The sequence below is a fragment of the Halococcus thailandensis JCM 13552 genome, assembly GCF_000336715.1.
Taxonomy (GTDB): Archaea; Halobacteriota; Halobacteria; order Halobacteriales; family Halococcaceae; genus Halococcus; species Halococcus thailandensis.
This window is the reverse complement of sequence record NZ_AOMF01000114.1, coordinates 1-18399: the sequence shown is the minus strand read 5'-3', so window position 1 is coordinate 18399 and position 18399 is coordinate 1. Positions and strand designations below refer to the sequence as shown.

16 protein-coding genes and 1 pseudogene are annotated in these 18399 nt (G+C 53.4%); 2 read left to right on the top strand and 15 right to left on the bottom strand.

Features of this window, described 5'->3' with window-relative positions; genetic code table 11:
• Positions 1-24 precede the first annotated feature (24 nt).
• Entirely contained in the window at positions 25-321 is a 297-nt protein-coding gene (locus C451_RS05165) for a hypothetical protein (RefSeq protein WP_007738448.1), read from the bottom strand.
• A 449-nt stretch (positions 322-770) separates the two neighbouring features.
• Here C451_RS05165 and C451_RS05160 point away from each other — a divergent pair, with 449 nt between their 5' ends.
• Complete coding sequence (locus C451_RS05160) at positions 771-1019, top strand: helix-turn-helix domain-containing protein (protein ID WP_241431193.1); 249 nt, start codon at positions 771-773, stop codon at positions 1017-1019.
• A gap of 7 nt (positions 1020-1026) precedes the next feature.
• Here C451_RS05160 and C451_RS05155 read toward each other — a convergent pair whose 3' ends face one another.
• The 4 genes from C451_RS05155 to C451_RS21920 all read right to left on the bottom strand — a co-directional run bounded on the left by C451_RS05155 (position 1027) and on the right by C451_RS21920 (position 7144).
• A complete protein-coding gene (locus tag C451_RS05155; RefSeq protein WP_007738446.1) occupies positions 1027-4485 on the bottom strand; it encodes a VirB4 family type IV secretion system protein in 3459 nt (1152 codons plus the stop codon).
• Complete coding sequence (locus C451_RS05150; protein ID WP_152420428.1) at positions 4485-4916, bottom strand: hypothetical protein; 432 nt, start codon at positions 4914-4916, stop codon at positions 4485-4487. The genes C451_RS05155 and C451_RS05150 overlap by 1 nt, the downstream gene beginning before the upstream one ends.
• 202 nt (positions 4917-5118) lie before the next feature.
• Positions 5119-6393, bottom strand: a complete 1275-nt coding sequence (locus C451_RS21925) for a hypothetical protein (RefSeq protein ID WP_152420427.1) — start codon at positions 6391-6393, stop codon at positions 5119-5121.
• 301 nt (positions 6394-6694) lie between these two features.
• Positions 6695-7144 carry a hypothetical protein gene (locus tag C451_RS21920; RefSeq protein ID WP_152420426.1) on the bottom strand — a complete coding sequence of 150 codons (450 nt, stop codon included), beginning with the start codon at positions 7142-7144 and terminating at the stop codon, positions 6695-6697.
• A gap of 157 nt (positions 7145-7301) precedes the next feature.
• Between C451_RS21920 and C451_RS21915 the strand changes: the two genes are divergently transcribed.
• Positions 7302-7976, top strand: coding sequence for a hypothetical protein (locus C451_RS21915; RefSeq protein WP_152420425.1), 675 nt, complete (start codon positions 7302-7304; stop codon positions 7974-7976).
• 90 nt (positions 7977-8066) lie between these two features.
• On the opposite strand, the gene C451_RS05140 is transcribed toward C451_RS21915, so the two are convergent.
• The 10 genes and pseudogenes from C451_RS05140 to C451_RS05100 all read right to left on the bottom strand — a co-directional run bounded on the left by C451_RS05140 (position 8067) and on the right by C451_RS05100 (position 17497).
• Positions 8067-8630, bottom strand: a complete 564-nt coding sequence (locus C451_RS05140) for a PH domain-containing protein (RefSeq protein ID WP_161605843.1) — start codon at positions 8628-8630, stop codon at positions 8067-8069.
• 52 nt (positions 8631-8682) lie between these two features.
• Positions 8683-9576, bottom strand: coding sequence for a hypothetical protein (locus C451_RS21910; protein ID WP_152420424.1), 894 nt, complete (start codon positions 9574-9576; stop codon positions 8683-8685).
• A gap of 219 nt (positions 9577-9795) precedes the next feature.
• Positions 9796-10575 carry a DUF7282 domain-containing protein gene (locus tag C451_RS24580; protein WP_449271507.1) on the bottom strand — a complete coding sequence of 260 codons (780 nt, stop codon included), beginning with the start codon at positions 10573-10575 and terminating at the stop codon, positions 9796-9798.
• A gap of 149 nt (positions 10576-10724) precedes the next feature.
• Positions 10725-12521, bottom strand: a complete 1797-nt coding sequence (locus tag C451_RS05130; protein WP_152420423.1) for a hypothetical protein — start codon at positions 12519-12521, stop codon at positions 10725-10727.
• Positions 12493-13647: a DUF7282 domain-containing protein gene (locus C451_RS05125; RefSeq protein WP_007738437.1), complete on the bottom strand. Its 1155-nt coding sequence runs from the start codon at positions 13645-13647 to the stop codon at positions 12493-12495. Before C451_RS05125 ends, C451_RS05130 begins: the two co-directional genes overlap by 29 nt.
• A gap of 277 nt (positions 13648-13924) precedes the next feature.
• Entirely contained in the window at positions 13925-14410 is a 486-nt protein-coding gene (locus C451_RS20905) for an acyl-CoA dehydrogenase (RefSeq protein ID WP_080503501.1), read from the bottom strand.
• Positions 14407-15531, bottom strand: a pseudogene (locus tag C451_RS24345) (ParA family protein). The gene C451_RS20905 and the pseudogene C451_RS24345 overlap by 4 nt, the downstream one beginning before the upstream one ends.
• Positions 15532-15754: 223 nt before the next feature.
• On the bottom strand, positions 15755-16444 hold the full coding sequence (locus C451_RS05110) for a hypothetical protein (RefSeq protein WP_007738435.1): 690 nt from the start codon (positions 16442-16444) through the stop codon (positions 15755-15757).
• Between the two features lie 16 nt (positions 16445-16460).
• A complete protein-coding gene (locus C451_RS05105) occupies positions 16461-16907 on the bottom strand; it encodes a DUF655 domain-containing protein (RefSeq protein WP_007738434.1) in 447 nt (148 codons plus the stop codon).
• A 320-nt stretch (positions 16908-17227) separates the two neighbouring features.
• Positions 17228-17497: a hypothetical protein gene (locus C451_RS05100; protein ID WP_007738433.1), complete on the bottom strand. Its 270-nt coding sequence runs from the start codon at positions 17495-17497 to the stop codon at positions 17228-17230.
• Positions 17498-18399 lie beyond the last annotated feature (902 nt).

Here is an 18399-nt window from a genome sequence, read left to right as displayed (position 1 = left end):
CACCACGGTACGGACACGTCTGGGTCATGACGTGGTCTCCTGCGTCTCGCTGCGCACCTCGGGACGCTTTCGGGTGGCGAGTCGTACAGCGAGATCACGATCGCCGAACACTGGGCCGGTGCGTCGGTTGTGGCCGTCTTCGTGCTCGACTAGCGCACCGCCTGCCGGGCAGTCCTCTCCTCGGCACTGATAGTTGTGATAGGCGGTTCCGTTGCCCTGCCACGCGCTCGACAGGCGTTCAGCGGTGCCGCGACAGACAGCACATCTGATGGTCTCGGGAGTCTCAGTGCCAAGAACTCGTCCGAACGCACCGACTAGCATGAGGCCGCCACCCCCTGCTGGTCGCTGTCGCTCGTGGTTGCAGGTTCGATAGTCGTGGCCGACGAGAGAGTGCAAAAACCACCACTCTCATGTCGGCTGCGGTCGTACACAGCCATGGGTTTGTTTGGTGCAAACCCCGGTCCGGGTGGTGCTTTCACCCGGACACGTCATCGTGTCCCGAGGGACCGGGGGATTCGCACCGTGCCCTATATGGGGCAAAGTGATAAGCTTTGGCTTTCTCTCGTAGCCTGTAATGCGAATAGGCGGTGTTGTCGCAGGCGTCGGAGGTGCTGGTATTCATAGCACTACTCCGACTTCTAGTCTAGTGAAAATGACCATTCCTGCAATTAGCGACTGCTGTACGGTATTTCCGAACTGATTTCGAAAGCGTGCAACGGGCTATCTCATGAAACCAAAGAATCATACCGTAACCCATACAAGACACGGTCATGAGCATGATACCAGTGACAGAAGAACGGGATGACGAGGGACAATACAGTTCGTCGTGGTCAGAGGCTGATTTCCTCGAAGCTCTCCGGGAATTTGACGGGGTTGCAGGAACACGCGATGTAGCCGAGAGGGTGGGGTGCTCTCGAAAAACTGCATACCGCTGGTTGACTGACCTTGCGGAGAAAAACGAAATTGACCAGCGGACGGCAGGTCGGGAGCTGATTTGGCTTTTAGCTGAAGACGGTTGATCGGCGATCAATCGTCGTTTGGAGAGCCACCGTCCGCTGCGGCCACGTCATCACCGTTAGTTTTTGCGTTCTCGTACCACCGGCCGACCTCACCCGAGGAGGCGTCGGTGATTGAGACAACCGTCTCTTGGTCCGCATCCAGCAGGTCACTGCATGTCTCTATCCCTTCTGCCGACAACCGCTCACCGTAGATGTTCCCAATTCCTTCGACAGCTGTGATTTCGACCGACTCGGTGGATGATGCTGACCCGGTCGCCGACGGATCTGTCCCGTTCGATTGCGACGTATCAGTGGCAGATGCGGTCTTGGATTCTGTTGATGCCTCCGATGTTTCCATTGCCTCACTCTGTTCGACGCTGGCAGCCTGTCCACTTGGAGCATTGCCTTCGCCCACAGAGCCGGGCTCAGACTCGGGTTCGGGCGTCGGCGTCGGTTTGGATACGGTCTCACCGCTCGTGATCTCCAGCGCCCTCTCAAGCCAGTGGTCGACCTCGCTCGCGCTTGCAGTCGTGATTGACAACATTGTCCCTGGATCAGTCGCAAGCAGATTCTCTGGTGTCTCAATCCCTTCCGCGGAGAGTTGCTTGCCGTAGGTTCTCCCGATCCCTCCCACCTCCAAGAGCTCACTCAACTTGTCATCCTCTCCTTGCTCACCAGTCGTCTCGCTCTTGTCGGCACACAGCGGCAGAGTCTCGATTTTCGTTCGTATCCACCCGTCATAATCATTGGTTTGGATGAGAGATTCGGAGTGATCGTGCCCTCTTCCCGGCGTGAGTTCGTTCTTTGCTGTGTTGATCTGACCCGGTTCCAACCCGAATTTCGACAGCGTCTCGACATCCGTTTCGGGGCTGTAGAACACCTGCCGCATCGATGTCTGCTCGCGGATTACCTGCCGTTTGTTCTCCTGACCGGACCCGACCGAATCCAGCCGATGCACGAACTCTTCTGGTGATTGGCTCACGCTCCACATACAGGCTTCATATCGCGCCCACTCGCGTGATGCTCTCTCAAGCCATCTGACGATCCGCTTTGACCCGTACAAAACGTGTGCCTCGTCGATCATGAAGATCGTCTGGCCGGGTGCTTGTTTGATCTTCTGCGTGATCTGTGAGAGGGCAATCTGTAGCCCGATCGACTTCTCAACGTTAGCATCGCCAGCAAACTGCTGCAGATCGAGATACGCCATTTGCACATCCTCATTCAGGAGGCTGTTTGAGCCTTCACCCATCAGATGAGTAAATCGACCTTCCCCGATCACTTCAAGCAAGCCGGTGAACAGCGCGTCGATATGCTTTTTCCGATTTTCGATCTCTCTCGTCGTTCCCCCCACCGTATGCGAGTCTTTGCTGATACCGTCGTACATTGCCTTCGCCGTCTCAATATAATCATCAAGTGTCGGTGACGGCAATGCATGGGTCGAGAGATCGTCTTCCTCGATTCCTGCTCGTCGATAGGTCATCCCAGCGATGTATCGCGCTGTCTTATACTTATCGCCAATACTCACATCGCTCGTATTCCCGTCCTCACCCGCCATGAACTCCCCCGCTTGGGTGAGGCTTACGACCAACTGCGCTACCTCGTCCGTTTTTTGCGCGAAGGGGTTGTACCCCCCACTCGCCTCGTCAGCGATATCGGCTTTGTTGTACCGGCTAGCGGGCCCATCCGTTACACCATCTTCCACACCCCAATACTCCTCTGGTGGGGCTTCGATGTGCATCGGATTGATCGGTTGACCGCTATCGATCACGATTCGCTCCCCGTCGCACAGATTCGTTAAGTCACCAAACCCACTCTGAGTATCACAGACGATCAACGTGCGGTCATCGCGATCCAAAAACCACTCTGCAAGCGCTTCGATAACGAAATGTGACTTCCCCGCCCGCGACATCCCGATCGTGATGATATGCGGTGCCGTTCCGCGATCAAACAGATCGAGATACACTGGCTCGTCAGTATGTGTGTTCCGGCCCCAACGGATACCATCCATCTCATCGTACGACATGCTCACGAACGGGAATATTGCACCCAACCCTCCCGAAAACACGATCCGCTCTCGCGCCGGTGATGCATTCTCGTTATACAGATCATCACCGAACGGTGATGCGGACATGAAACACTCATGCTGGCTTCTCTCGGGGGCGACTGGCACGCATTTCGCTGGTGGTGATTCGAGTTCCCGCTTCACCTTCTCGGCGTCCTCGTTGAGCTGACTTCGCGAATCCGCTCGGATCGTGATATACCCGTTCATATACCACGCACGGGCGTTCCCCTCTGCCACGTTCTGGTGCGCACGGGTGTACGCCTCCCGTTTCGACTCGACTGTCAACGCTGACAACGGCGTGTGCTCCTCGCGTTCGATCCCCTCGGCGTCCACATCGAGTGCTTCTTCTTCGACTTCGCCTGCAGCTTTGTGTCGGTGAATCGGGGTGGCGTGGATCTTCGTATCATAATTGACATCAGTCATCGTGAACAGATCATCCAAGAACATCTCACTCGGATAGAGCGGCCATTCCGAAACCCAAAACGTCCGACAATACGTGTTCCCAAGACAAACGGTATCGCCATCGACATCGTACCCCCCACGCGCGAGAATCCGCTCGGTCGGAGTCTGATGGTCCTCTCCCCAATCGCGTTTGAACAGATCCATCAATCCTGGCTCTGCTCTCTCCGGAAGCGATGTCCAGTACGCCCGCAGCACTTCGGCGTGCTCACGAGGGCCCGCTCGTTCGACAGCGACACCGTCAATAGCTTCGAACGCTTGCTTAATGCTCGTCGCACGGTTTGCGAGAACGTCTTCCAACGGCTTGCCAGTGAGCACCCCTTCGGAATCGTCCTCCTTGCTACGGCTATTCTCCACGTCGGAGGCGCTTCCATTGTCGGCCGTCGCGTTGGCATTCGACGAGTTGTCCTGGCTATCGCTATCGCTGTTGGTATCGGTATCGGTAGAGGTGGTGTCTGCGTCGCTGCTATCAGTCTTCTCACCATCGCTCCCGATCCCGAGTTTCGATTTGAGTGCTGATTTGGTACGGTGCTTCAGCTGTTTGTTCCGTGCAGCGAGGCTCCCCGAAGGAGCACGCACCGCTGATTCACGTGGATCAGCCTCCACAACGATGTAATCCCGACGCTCGTTGGCATCGTACTCATCATCCTTTTCTTCCAACCACTCCGCGGATTCTTCGAGCGCGTCTCGCTGACTCGGATTCAGAGCGTTGCTGTGGTCTGCTGCACGCTCTTTCCGACGCTCGATGAGAGTTTCGGTCGTCGCTGGACGTGTCGTCGAATAGTATGACCACCATCGCTCTTCCGGTGCGACAGTGTTCTCGATCCCCTCAGTGGCTTGCTGGACTTTCGTCTGTTTTTTGCCCGCTGATAGATTACTCGCGTTTGTCCCTTCGACCCGCAACAGCGTTGCTTGACGCCCGTCTTGCAGCTCGACACTCCCAGTGGTGCTATCTTCGTCGACCATCAGTGATCATCCTCCCCATCATCGTGGATGCAGCGGATGTTGTGCGTATTTCGAACGGTCTCCTTATGTCCCCACGGCAGTGTTTGTTTCAGAAACCGATATGAGAGATACTCTTTCAGCACCCCATCAGGAGTAAGATACCATGCCCGCGACATCATCACATTGAGGTGGACCCCCACACCTAACAACGGCAGCGATAACGCAAGAAGCAGAAACGTTGCTATGAACGCTCCGAACCACAGCGCCAATCCCGCTGCAATAATAGCGATTCCGGCCGGGACATACACGACCCCTTCCCGAACTGTTTTTGGCTCTATCCCGTGGAAACCAGGGATAATCCGAGTGTCGGTGTTGACATAGGGCAGGATCATCCGCCGGTCGTCAACTTCGCTAGTCGTGTCCTCGTCTGTGTCTGATTCTTGCTCACTCATGGCGACCATAGTGCTGGTTGCAGCTCGTTTGGCACTTGATGCCGATCTAGTCCGGTGTAATTTGGCAGTTCCACGGCTTTATGTTTTCTCCCCCGTCAAAAGGCCATCCTCGAAATCGCAATCAACCAAACCACAGCGCGGAGCCCCCTCCCTCAAGGACCGAGGCCGTCAGGCCAAGCGAAGTAGGGCGGTGGAGATGTCCTTATTTGTACATTAAATATCTCCCCCCTGTTTCAAGTGGTTGCTTGACAATATTCACGACAAATGACGGTACGACTTTCACCGCACCATATAGTGGGAAGACAACAAATCCGACAAACACTCCGCAAATTATGAGGAGAAGCGAGAAGATAGACGTGACTGGATCTCCAAAACCAAGAGGAAGCCAAAAGATGAATCTGAGCCATAGCGCTTGTAAAAATTTCAGTCCGAGGAGAAGGCCAAAAAGCGAGAAACCGAGCTTCGAATACGATTTCGCAGCTTTACTACCGGACGCCCACAACGCGGCATACAATGGCCACAGAGCTGCGACGAAAAACAGCATTAGCCATTGGATAAAGCCGAATACGAGAGCGATAGCCACCGTCGCCAGATTGATCGAAAGGAGCCCAATCCCTAGTTTCATCATATTCCCTGGCGTCCGGAGCAATTCCCTTCCACCAGGAATGACACCCGTTGAGAGCAGATTCGCCCCATGCAAAATTCCCGGCATAATCACTACACCAAACAGGACAAGGAGAAATGCGATAAAGACATCCTGTAAGCGTTTCTCCCGCTCCCGCGCTCGTCCCGGTTTCGCCCAAGCGAAGACACCGAGCACCAAGAGTGGGCTGGTCACCAGTGCTGCTAGCCCCACATATATTTTCCAAGAAGCTTTCCACCATTTGTCAAGACTTATCCATCCCGGTAATATTGGGTCCGTTCTTTTATTTATTGTTCCTAATGAGCCAACATCATTACTAGCTGTGTAATTACCTGTATTGTTAACTTTAGTGGAATTTACTGGACTCGCGAACCCAGGATACCAAGTCTCTGGTTTCGTAGTATTGCCCGGCGCTGGCACAGAAACCAACATCCATCCCAAATCGTCAATCATGCTTTCTGTTCGGTTTTCTGCTGATTTAAACCAGCCCGTTGCTATATTGACTGAGAGGCCAAATCCCGATGGGAGAGCATTTGCAGTTTCATTGATAGCCTGATTAGATGCTGATCCCAATTCATTCCGCGTGTTCGCCATATCATCATTTGATTGATTCAATTGTTTTCGTGCGCCAGAAATATTTCCACTTACCACTTCGCCAGTGGCATTCACCCTGTGGTGTATCCCACTTGTATAAGAATTCCATGCATTACCCAAATGACCACCGATGGATTTATTCTTGCTATTATTAGATCTATTGCTGGTGTTGTTACCACTGGATTTTTCACCTGTATTATTACTATCATTTTCCATCTGGGCATAGCCACCGATCTCCATTTTGGCAGGCCCATGATCCAACTCTCCAAGCTGTGCTTGGAGGGCTTCTGTAGAATCATCAGTGGGTTCCGATAACGGAGGGCGATCGTCAGCAGCGCTCTGTGCGGCACTAGGTGATGTTATGATGGAGATAATGAGACAAAAACAAACCAAGACCAATAGGAAAAACCGTATTTTCTTGAGAGAAGTTTGCCCACCCCTCTGATTGGAACCATTCTCAGTGTTTTTGCCATATACAGAATCCATTTTCGAGGGTGTTATGATTTTTTACCAGCGACCATGTTCTTGCCCCAGGATTGTGCTACGAAATTACATCGATGGCTGAGACACAGCTCAGAAGCGTAAAGCCGATCGCACTGAGGATTGTTGGGGCTGAGGCCACCAGGACACCACCAATGAACTTCTTCACAGCAGATCGCCATGTTGATCCTGTCCCAGCGCGCCGACGAGGATCGTCACCACCACCTTCGGCAAACGCTTTAATTCCATCAATAACTCCGAGATATATCAGTGCGATTGATGCAATATAAAATACTGCTGTCAACAAGATTCCCGCTCCCGCGTTGCATAATGCCTCGCCTAAGCTGCTTCCAACATCACCAGATCCACCACCACCACCGCCACCACCGCCTTCTGCAGCTGCTACTGGCTCCATGGCAACAGCCATGCCAGCCACCATTGCTATGACGATCACCGCGACCAGCACAATATTCCGCCTCGATGCGGACCTCTTCTTGCTGATCAATCTCATAATCTACACTAACTTTCCGCTCACTTAAACATTACCTATGATATTCTACATTATCGCTCCCATCGAGGACGCGTACGCCGGGCTCATTCGATTTGTCGATCGGCAAAGGTAAGATATTCGGGTAACACTTATTCTGCTCCCCAACTGTCATGCACTAATGACAGGATCAAGCAGACTAGGATTCCGGCCCGGAAAAACGTATTATAATGCAGTGCTTGCCACTATGTATATCTCTGTATTTATTGTTATTGTGGGACTAGTTATCGCAAACGTGTTCTTACCCATATTATCGTCGCCCTCTTCATCACAACCTGCAGAAACTGGAGCTGATTCTGTAGCAACGAGCACCCCGGTTAACTCAGACGGTGATACTGTAAAACCCTCATCTCAAGAGACATCAAGGACATCCAACCTTACAACAGAAGCCGGATCTGGGAATAATCCTATAACCTCACCAACTGGGGACCAACTTGAGCAACAATACAAAGATACAGTAGCTAATAATTCAAACGCTACAATTGTTTCGGCAGAGAAACGTGGGGATGTTTTCTATGTGAGATATGTACCTTATAATAGAATACAACAAACAATTCTCAATGAAACTGGAACTCTTCTTGGAGCTTATGGAGGATCAACGGAATATTGGGAAGTCAAACGACTTCATGTCACCATTTTAGATGAAAACCGACAACCTATCGCTACATACCATGCAAAAACCCAGTGGATGAACCAATATCAACAAGGAAAAATAACGTCAGGTCAAGTTATAAACCGGACCTTAGACACAATCAACGAAACCACATCAAACGTCAATTTGCCTGCTTCAAATTGAAAACATTTTATATATGACTGTTTTTATCCTGCTCGACCCGCTAGAGAGACGCTTATCGCCACCGGAAGTTGTAGTGAACTATTCGTAGACCTATTCCGTAGTTCGGTTTTTCTGCTTATCTTTTTTCATTTCATCGTATTGCACTGCTAATGTTCGGTCAACTTGTTTCGGGTTCGGAACATTGTCGAGGATCATATCTTGCTTGCCAGAACCAGCAGTGTAGATCACGATATCCCCAAACGATAATAGCCGCTCTATTATTGACTGATCACAGGTCGTATTTTGTATTCGTTCGATGCGAAAATGATCGATATTCTGTGAGATGATTCCTCTTTTTTCATATATCTCACCAGAAGTGATTACGTATGCTGTATAGCGCCACTTGAGAAACACCCATACCCCTCCAAACAAACCGATCAATGCAATCACCAGTGGGAGCAACGAAACCCATCCTGGGACGTTAGCTCCAACAGTAGCACCCATATCCATTCGATCCAAGAAAACTGTTCCAGTGATCGCTATAGCAAACATGATCACCATGAGGAATATCGTAGGGAGAATTGTAATCCAGTGCGGCCGACCGAACCAGAGCACTTGTTCTTCAGTTGATAGGTGTAACCATTTTGGTGCGCCGTGGTGATTGATATCACTCATTGTACGAGTTCTCCTAGTAAAACATCCCTCTGGCATATTGGGTCTTATCGCATCAAGCCGAACTATTTTTGTTACTTATATTAGACGCGCTTACATTTGTACATGCATAATCGGTGTCCAACCGCTGACGTCGGGTTGCTTTGCCGTCCCAGCGAAGCGTCACTGTCGCTTGCTGGGAGTCGAGGTTGATGGGTGCAACGACGATCGTCGCGGGATGCTGATCTCCAGTGCAGTAGTTAGCTTGGATAGTCTCCCATGATGCACCGTTTTTTGGGGCTCCCCACGTATGCGGTCCTGGACTGTCGCCGCCTTCGGGATTCTGCCAGTATGCGTAGTACGAGAGTGGACCAGTTGTTGTTTTGAACGCAAGCGTCGAGTTGCTGTCGATGTAGAACGGACCGGTACTGTTGTGATCAGCCAGCTCGAACACCGATGTGCTCATTCCGCCCCCTAACACTTCCTGTGGTGGAGGTATCGGCGATGGGACACCATCAGTGACGCCGATATATTTGATTCCGAGCGGTAGGTTGCCGTCATTTTTTACTGTCACTTGGAGATTGTCTGCGTAGGCAGGGACATTATTGTCGAAATCGCTCGGAGCGTTGTTTTTGAGGACACTCACATCGGCGACCGAAAACGACGAGGTGAGTTCAACAGTCTGTTCACTGACGGTCTTGTGATCGTTGTCCTCACTGGATTTCGTCGCAATAAGCCCATAGTCGCCTGCTGGGAGTGGTTTGTTGACACCGTGTACGTTGCCGTATTTGATGAGCAATGGCACCGTGACTTGTTGTTTCCGACCGATTTGAGATGTTTGGAGGAGTTTGCCGTCAGGACTGCGGAATTCGATTGTATCGGCATCAGTGTCGGGGTTGAGATTGATAATCAGTTTTCCTTCGTTAAACGAGACTGTGTCGACAGCTTGTTGGTTTGCATCTGATATCAATCTGGAACAACCAGCAAAAACACTTCCTGCGAGGACTCCACCATATTGAAGCACCCGCCGCCGCGATACCCTGTTCTCGCTAGTTTCTCGTCTCATTGTGTCCCCGCTCTGCAATGGCGGTTGTGGAGCATGCGCCTACTCTCACTGTTATTTTATCCGGTCCCACCATAAATCACTGGGCCAGGGACGGTCCGAGTTGCCAGCTGTCGCTGATGCCGATCATCTGTGTAGTCCGTGATAAACAAGGAGGCTCCCGAGTACAACAAGCACGACGCTTGCCGCAGTCTGCAAGAATCCAGATTCATCGCTCGGTGTCTCTGCGCTCTGGTGACCACCAGTGGCACGCTGTGATGGTTGTTCTGGCGGCGTTTGGTCTGGCGCTACAGCTGTCGGTGATGCGGATGACGGAGCCGATTGAGACGACTGAGACGACTGAGGCGATTGGGATGGGTGAGGCGTTGGAGAATCAGTTCCGGAAGCCAACCGTCCGGTGTCGATCCCTTCAATAGTTCCGCTACCGGAAATAGGGTACTCACTGCTGTTCTGATACGGTTGGTCGTCTGCCGAGTCAAATGCTTGGTTGCCGTTCGAATCATTGTATAGCAGAACATGAACCTGCTGAGTACCGGTGATTTGGGAGCGATCGAACTCACGACCGGAGATGTTGTACAACGGGACGTAGACATCAGTGAAATTGCCACCTCTGACGTACTGTGTCCGGCCGATGATCGAATCGGATTCCGGTGACGCTGGCGAATAGCTCTCGTTGTGAACGACGATAAACCCGTTCGCAGGAAGCGATATCGAAGCAAGACTGACGCGTGATGGTGTCGTCCCGTTCTCATCGATGCTGAGGGAGGCGTTTTCAGGCCGGGACGCTGACCTACCTGTGGTAGTCTCATTGGAGGTTGTGGTCTCGTTGGAGGGTGTAGTCTTGTTCGAGGCCGCAGTTTCATTTGTGGTAGTTTCTGTTTGAGCGAAATGATCGGCGATTTCCATACGCCCGTCCTCCTCGCCGTCGCTCGCTGCCGCTGTTGGTGCGACAATCGCGCTGCTCAAGAGTCCAGCAGCGAGGATGACGCTGATCATCACCATCATGGCCCGGTGTTGTTTTCTTCTGTGCATAATGTATTGTGAGGGTTGGTTCCTCAGTCACCGAAAATAAGATAGAACAGAGTAGCGACCGCTCCCACCACAACCAGAGCGATCAATAGGAACATACTGAATATCACAGATATGACTCGCTGGAAGAATTTCTGTTTGCGTTGTTGTTGGCGTTGTTGAGCATCCTCTCCGGAAGAGCCGTTGCCTGAGTCCATTGCTGAGAAATTGACGGCCGAGAGATTACCCGACGCGCCGACCTTGTCTGGAGCGCTGAGACCGCCTTTGTTACATTGCTTTCCAAATCCGACGTTTTCACCGATGTCCATACCGTTGATGCTGCTCGGCCCCGCCCCGGGGACTTTGATACAGGTGTTCCGGATGCTCGAGTTCTCCCGCTCTCGGATATCGATAACAGGATCAGCATATGAGCTAACGATCTCTGAGTCAGTGATCGTAATGTTGTGCGGCGGTTGCGTAGCAGGATTCCCGTCTCCTGGTGCCTCAGCGCGGATGGTTGTCTGATCGAGCTGGTTGACGATCCGAGAGTTCTCGATTTTGAGGGAGCCAGCCCAGCCTCTGATGTAGATCGGCGCACCCATGTTGCTGTTGATGCTGCGGACGCGGACATCGGCGTTTCTCAACACCGCACCGCTGGGTTTTTTCTCCTGGTATTTCCTGCGTTCGGTTTTTAATCCTTGCACACCGAATTTTTCGTTGTATGGAGTGCCATTCGTGGGTCCGCTGTAGTTGTCCGCATCGACGACCATGCTGACGCCATCGGCCCATGACTCTGCACCATCGTAGCGAAGCTGTGAGACGGCATTGTTGACGTATTTCCCGCCTTTGACCTGTGCATGCCCTGGTGTCCGGCCGCCGTAGAGTCCGTTGTCGGCCGCCCCAACCGAGACACAGTTGCCCATCTGTGCGGTGCCTTTGTTCGATTCGCCAACCCAGAAGAACGGTGCGCCGCCGCTGTTTTTATCGCCTGGGAGACCAATGTGTTTCCCAATGAGTCGTTCCGCGCGCGCGGTTGCACCTTCATCTGCCGCAAATCGACACATCGGATTTGATTGGTCTTCGTCTGCTTGTGAGCCAGTGTTATCCTGCGTCCCGACGTATCTGATATCTCGTGCCTGAACGAAACCGGATGAACGCAGTAGGATCGAGATGCTGTTTCTGTTTCCGGTCTGATCCAAGACGAAATTGGCGAGCAAACCGGTCTCTGCTTCGAAATTGATGGCTGCGCGCGTATTATCGGCAGCAACGAACGTCGCAGCATTCTTTCCGGATTCCAGCGGGCTGCTGGCTTGTTTATAGCCTTCCCCAGCCATGCCAAATGTCCCGTCAACACTCACTCCCCATTCCTGATCAAGCAAATACTCCCCGGGCGGAAAGAGAATGAGCGTGTCTGGTTTAATGGCTGAACCCAGATCTTGACTGATAGCCCGACCGCCCGTTGGATCTGCGCCGAGATCGTCGACCGCGTTCACGACGTTACTGAAATTCGGTGATGTCGGTGAGCCGAGCCCGCTCCCGCTCTGGTTGCCTCCACTAGAATTTCCCTGCTGTGCAGCTCCCTCGCGCATCTGCTTCAAGTGGTCGTATTCGGCTACTGCCCACGCCCGTTCGGCCCCTCGTGTAGGATTTCCGGGTTGCTCGAAGCGGCTTCCCGACGACTGCACTGACTCCGCTTGCTCCCCGGTGATCCCACTCGCTTTGACGATCGAACTGCCTGTCGCTCCAGAGAGCGCACCGACTGCTCCTGCAGCCAGGAACGTCCGTCGAGAGCATTCCAATTTTCCAGTCATCTGGTTAGCGAAGTTTGATGAGGAGGTATCCACCCCCAACGATCACGATCACGAGTACAATCCCGACGATCCAAGCGACTCCGGATAACCCACTTCCACCATTCCCATCGGAGTCTGCTGCTTGTTCGGTCTGGTTGGTGTCCGTTGTTGTATCCGTGCGCTCGATCGCTGCTGTCGATGTTGTTGATGGTGATGGTGACTGGTTGCTTGTCGAGACCGCCGTTGTGGCTTCGAGTCTGCTGACTGATGCTTGATCCGTGATGGCCTCCCCATCCGTATATGGCACATCCTGAAACCCACCGGAAGTGACGTAATCGTAGGTCTGATTCTGGTTTGTATCGCGACTCGGAATAGCAACGAGCGTCTGGGGCTGTTGAACGCTGCCGTTCATGAGCGCGACTGTCACGTTCTGGTGAGTGCCTGCTGAAAGATACGCCGACAGACCGACCGCGCTCGTTACTGGATCGTTCTGGGGTTGGAGGTACTGCTCACTGTGAACGACGACAAATCCGCCTTGTGGAAGCGTCACCGACGCCACCGATACGGTTGATCCATCCGTTTGTTGATCGGAGAACTGGATACTCGCGGATGGGGTGGGTGTCGCGTTCGGATCACCACGCGAGCCACGGATAGTCAGCCGAGCGTTATCCGACACGAGACGCTCTTGTGCCCCTGAACCCACGATGAGCGGTTTGTCGAGGCTTGTGCCGGACGTGAGATAGTCGAAGCGGCCATTGTCGTTGCTGTCCTCGTATACGATCGCCTCGTAATTCCCGGTGTTGTTGAGTGAGGTCCGGTTGGCGACTCCTCCAGGTGGGCTCTGATTGATAGGGATTGTGACGTTCTGGTGGGTTCCTGCTGAAAGCTGTTCGGAGACCGCGACGGCATCTTCCTCAAGGAGGCCCTCTACGCCAGCTCCGCTCAGATCTATGACGACGAATCCACTGGTGGGAAGCGTCACTGATTCGACGGTGACGTCTGACCCATTGGTGGTTTGATTAACGAACTCAACCGACGCGTTGCTCTGGTTCTGTGTTTGAGTTTGCGTTTGTGTTTGTCCGGCTGCAGTCTCGATAGGGGCAAGACCTCCCAAGATGATGCCGACGACCACTACAACGAATACGCTGCCTCCGAACAGTGTCGCAGCCGCCGGACGCATTCTACTCCCACCCCGAAACGAGTGGCAAACCGCTGGCGATATCTCCCATTCCGGACACGATGTCGAATGAGAGCCCATGATCGGTAATCCCTGATCGAATACCGAGATTCAGTAGTCGTAGTGAAATCATTGGTTGTTCCACCCCCGAGAAACCGAAAAATAACGAGTTGTTGTAGAGTGTTGTAGGGCTAGATGGAGTGAAGACGCCGCTGAACATAATGATATGATTGCTTTACTGTATGAAAGTCGTTACGGTCAGTATGGTTATCTTCGGATTTCAATTGAGAGCATTGAACCCTTCATCCTCCATCAATTCAGCAACGCGCTCAGGATGATGAAATGCCGCAAGAAGGGCAAATTCTCGTGCGTCTGTCTTTGTAATTTCACTGGCTTCGAGGTGATCAGCAAGCACGCTCCGAAAACCAGCTTCTTGGTCGGCGATTTTATCTCGTACATACACCTCCAGACGGTTGTCGCGTTCATCTCCGACATTATTCCGCCGAACGAAATATGGATATTTCTCTGCTGGTGTAGTAGTTGTTGAATGTCCGGCCGAAACTTGCCCCGACACCGATTGCTCGGATGAGTCTCCACTATCAGACGATGTGTTGTCCGGCGGATTTGGTGTGGACTCTTTCGTCACAGGCGATTCGGAAGCGTTCTCTTCTGTTGTCTGCGCCTCTGTTGTCTCTGTGTCGGATTCGTCATTTTCGCCACTACTACCAAAGTTGAGATCACCGGAACCGGATTTGAAGTTGCTCATACGGTCCGAGCCTCCGTTCTCTCGTCAGTGTGAAGATCGATGACACGATTTCCGTAATCACGGATATCGAGTTCTAACACTGGGTCGACATCAGTTCCGAAAGTGTTGGTTGCGATGAATCGTGCGAGTTCATACAGTTTCCGTAGAGTCTCAATCTCTCGGTCACGTATCCGCCGCTGGCCGGATTCACTCACCATCTTGCCGTCTCTCTCGAATGTTTTCCAGCGCTCTTCGATCACTTTGAATGCTGAGCCTCTCGCTTCCCACATAGCGTCCATGAGGCTTTCCCGGTTCCCGATGGTCACTGGCGTCGCAAACGCTTCCGTATTCTCAAACTGTTGCTGATATTGTTGNGGTTCCCGATGGTCACTGGCGTCGCAAACGCTTCCGTATTCTCAAACTGTTGCTGATATTGTTGATGAGCATTGGTTTGACCAACGCCAGACGGAATAACGCAGGATAGGCCGATTTCAATATCCAGCTGGGTTCCCATATTGCCGACGAGCTCCTCGAGACCTTCGAGGCTGAGATTTCCTTTCCCAGCTGGTTTGACGGGGGCGATAAGNTCCAGCTGGGTTCCCATATTGCCGACGAGCTCCTCGAGACCTTCGAGGCTGAGATTTCCTTTCCCAGCTGGTTTGACGGGGGCGATAAGTGTCCGGAGCGCAAAAATCGCGTTATAGAGTAAGTCTTCTGCTCGTGCATTCGGATCGATGAGGATGGCGTCGTACTCTTCGTTCAGTTGGTGCGTGTCCCAGAGCAGGTCATACAAGAGTTCAAAGCGCGGATACTCCTCGCGATTCATGTTCTGCATCCCTGTTTCGTAGGAGATCTTTTGCTCCAGATTTGAGGTGAAATCGCTGAGCATGTCGTGACTCGGAATGATATCCACGCCTTCAGCGGTTGATTCGATCAGATCCTGAAAGTCGCCGTCTGGCATGTCGAGGATATGTTTGACCAAATTGTCTGCATCTGGGTCGCTTCGGTGCTTGCCGACATCGAAGAGACTGGTCAGATTACCCTCTTGCGGATCAAGATCCAGTACGAGAGNCGGCGATATTGGCCGTCATCGTCGTCTTGTATGTCCCACCGGACTCGGAGTAGATTACAGCTGTTATCATGCATACTGAGGTCTGGTCTCCCGTGGTATAAATCTGTGTCAGACAATCCGGGCAGAAAACCCGAACTAGTATCTGTTACAGCTATCTGTACCGATTGTCTGTAATGACTCTGCGAATCGAGCAATCTGTCTGATCGCCCAGTCGCTGGTGACAACACAGCTCCACACTGGATCTGGCATCATTCAAATGCGAAAAATTGGCATCAGCCACTAGCTGAGCGTGCCTATTCGGTCATTGCCTGTGTTGCAGCGCGGACTTTCTCGATTGCTTCCTCTAGCTGGGATCGGTGAGGACCGTCGCCCTCGACTCCATCGAGACTCACGCGGTAGCTCTCATTCGCTTTCGTCACGCGTACTGACTTCCCATCGTCGGCGATTGTGGTGTCCATCCCACTGGTTTCCAGATACCGTTGGAGAGCCACAAGAGCGGCAGAGGGGTCAGAGGAAGCATCGGCCTCAGTGTCGCTATTCGATCCAGACGTCGTCCTCTCGACCGACTCGTTGGCCCCACTTTCGCCCTTCTGGGTTTCGGGGGCGTGAGGGCGGTGTTGATCGCGGACCAACCGCGGCGCGGGAAATCCATAGTACAGCGTATCGGCTTCCTCAAGTTCGCTCACCGACAGCCGCGTGTACCGATTCCAATCTGGCAGGTCGTAATGTACGTCCGTCGTATGCACGACCACGACGACGGGCGCATCGACTGGATAGTCGGGATTGTCTTCAGCCACTGTCGTTTCCGTTCCCTCCTTGTCTTCGTAGGCAACCCACTCCTCGGCAGTCGCGTCCGGTAGTGTCGTTACGTAGGCCCCAGTCTGTTCGTCGGCGTCGGCATCCTGATCGTGGACGATATCACCAACACTGAACTTCCTCCCGGTCGCTTCCGCAGCATCCGGCCCAACCATGGATTCTGTCATGAGACTTCTCAGACAATTAAGCCACAAGCAACTTATATCTCACTTCTTCGGCTTCCCTGAGCTCGCTCAGCGCCCGCTCGATAAGCAACGCCTGTGGATCGTGCAGGCTCTCTACTCGTGCTTCGAGATCCGCGAAATCAGTGAATGCCCCCCGCCTGCACTCGTCGATGATCGCTTCGCGGCGCTTGTTTCCAATGTCGGGCAGCACGTCGAGTTGGTGTTTGCGAAGCCCGATAGGTTGGGCATTGTTGTACCAGTCGATGAACCGCTGTTCGTTGTCCGCGATGATGGCTGTGATGGTCTCTTTGAGTCTGTCTTGCGCGGCTTGAGTCAGCGTATGGTAGGTCAGGCGGCGTGTCACGCCATTGAGCGCATCGACCTCGACGGCCAGTCGGTCGCCGGGCGATAGGTTTGCATCTTCGGCCGCAACGAGTTCCAACAGCACGAACCCGCTTTCACCCACACTTGTACGTACCGTGATTCCTCCTCCTCACGGTCAGGCGGCCGCTCGGTGAGCATCCGTACCCACTCCTCATGTGCGGACTCCTCAACCATACACGTTCTACGCCTCTTCACTTCATAGAGGTTCCTGATTCCCACCTCTACTCCGACACCCACCATTGGCTAATCTCGGTATGGCTGCCAGGAGTTCGGCAGTTCGATATCCACAACCCGCGTGCGCTGATCTCACTCAATAGCCTTATGTAACATCTAGGACTGAACGAGACCGGTGAATGTTACATAAGGCATGAAATGAACGGGCTCATCAGTGTGTAGAAGGCGCTATCCAGACGATACTTCCCACGCAGCAAGCCAGCCTCGCGCGCTGATCGGCAATCCGAGATCACGCACTTCGTAGCCTGCGTCTTCCAAACGGCCGCGCACGAAATCCGGCTGTGCCCCAACGAGCAGTTTCGCTGGGCCGCCCCCGTTCTCGGGCGGTCGCAGTTTCCACGGTTCGGCGCTGTCGTCCAAGCCGCAAAGAACTGCAACAAGTTCGTCTTCGAGCTGTTCGTCAGCGGTTTCAGCACCATCGGAGGTCTCAATGGACATCACCCACCATCTCCAGCGGCCGCTGCGAGACTCGCCTGATCAGGTTCGACACCAATTGTCGCAACCGTCCCGCTACAACTCGGATCGCACTCACCACCAGCGTGAGTACAATCGTCATCGGTGGTTCCATCGCAGAGCATCTGGACTACCGAAAGCCACGGATCAAGCCACCCCCACGCTTCACGGAGTGCCGATATCCGCTCCCCCGGCTCGGCGAACAGCGCTCCAGCTACTGGATCGTCTGGGTCCGCATACCGGTCCGGCGGAAGCAGGTCGTGGACCACCTCGGCGAGCACGTCCCGAACAAACGGATCTTGCTCTTGGTCGTTGTCCTCATCCGAGGTTGCCACGAACCACGGGAGGACGACGTCGTCCCGTTCATCATGCTCGTCATCGCCGCGAAGTGGGAGCGTGAGACGCCATCCAGCGTCGGTTTTACGGACGAAATCGAACGCTGCGAGACGGTCCGTGTGGTTGCGAACCGAACGCGCTGAGACGTCGGCCCTGTCCGCGAGTTCACTTTGCACGAGGGGGGTCTTGGCAGCCAGCAGCGCATGGACGATCCTCGAAAGCGCCGGTTTCGACATCACCGGGAGGATACGGTCGGTATCGAGCGTCGAGAGCGCGTANCTGCCCGGTGCTTTCGCCTCCGATCCTAGATTATGGAGTGCCTCCGCTACGTCGTACGGCGTCCCGGTGAGTGCTGCGAGTATCGAGGTCGTTGCACGAGTCGGCCGCAGGGACTTCTGCCGGCACATCATCTTGACCGTTCGTGCAGTGTAGCGACGTTCGTCGGCGACTTCGACCGGGACACGGATGCCGAACTCTGGCGCGTCGTCGCGGACTTCTCTATTCGCAAGCCGGCGGCGGAGTGAGTCTGCAAGACTGGAAACGCTCTTGCC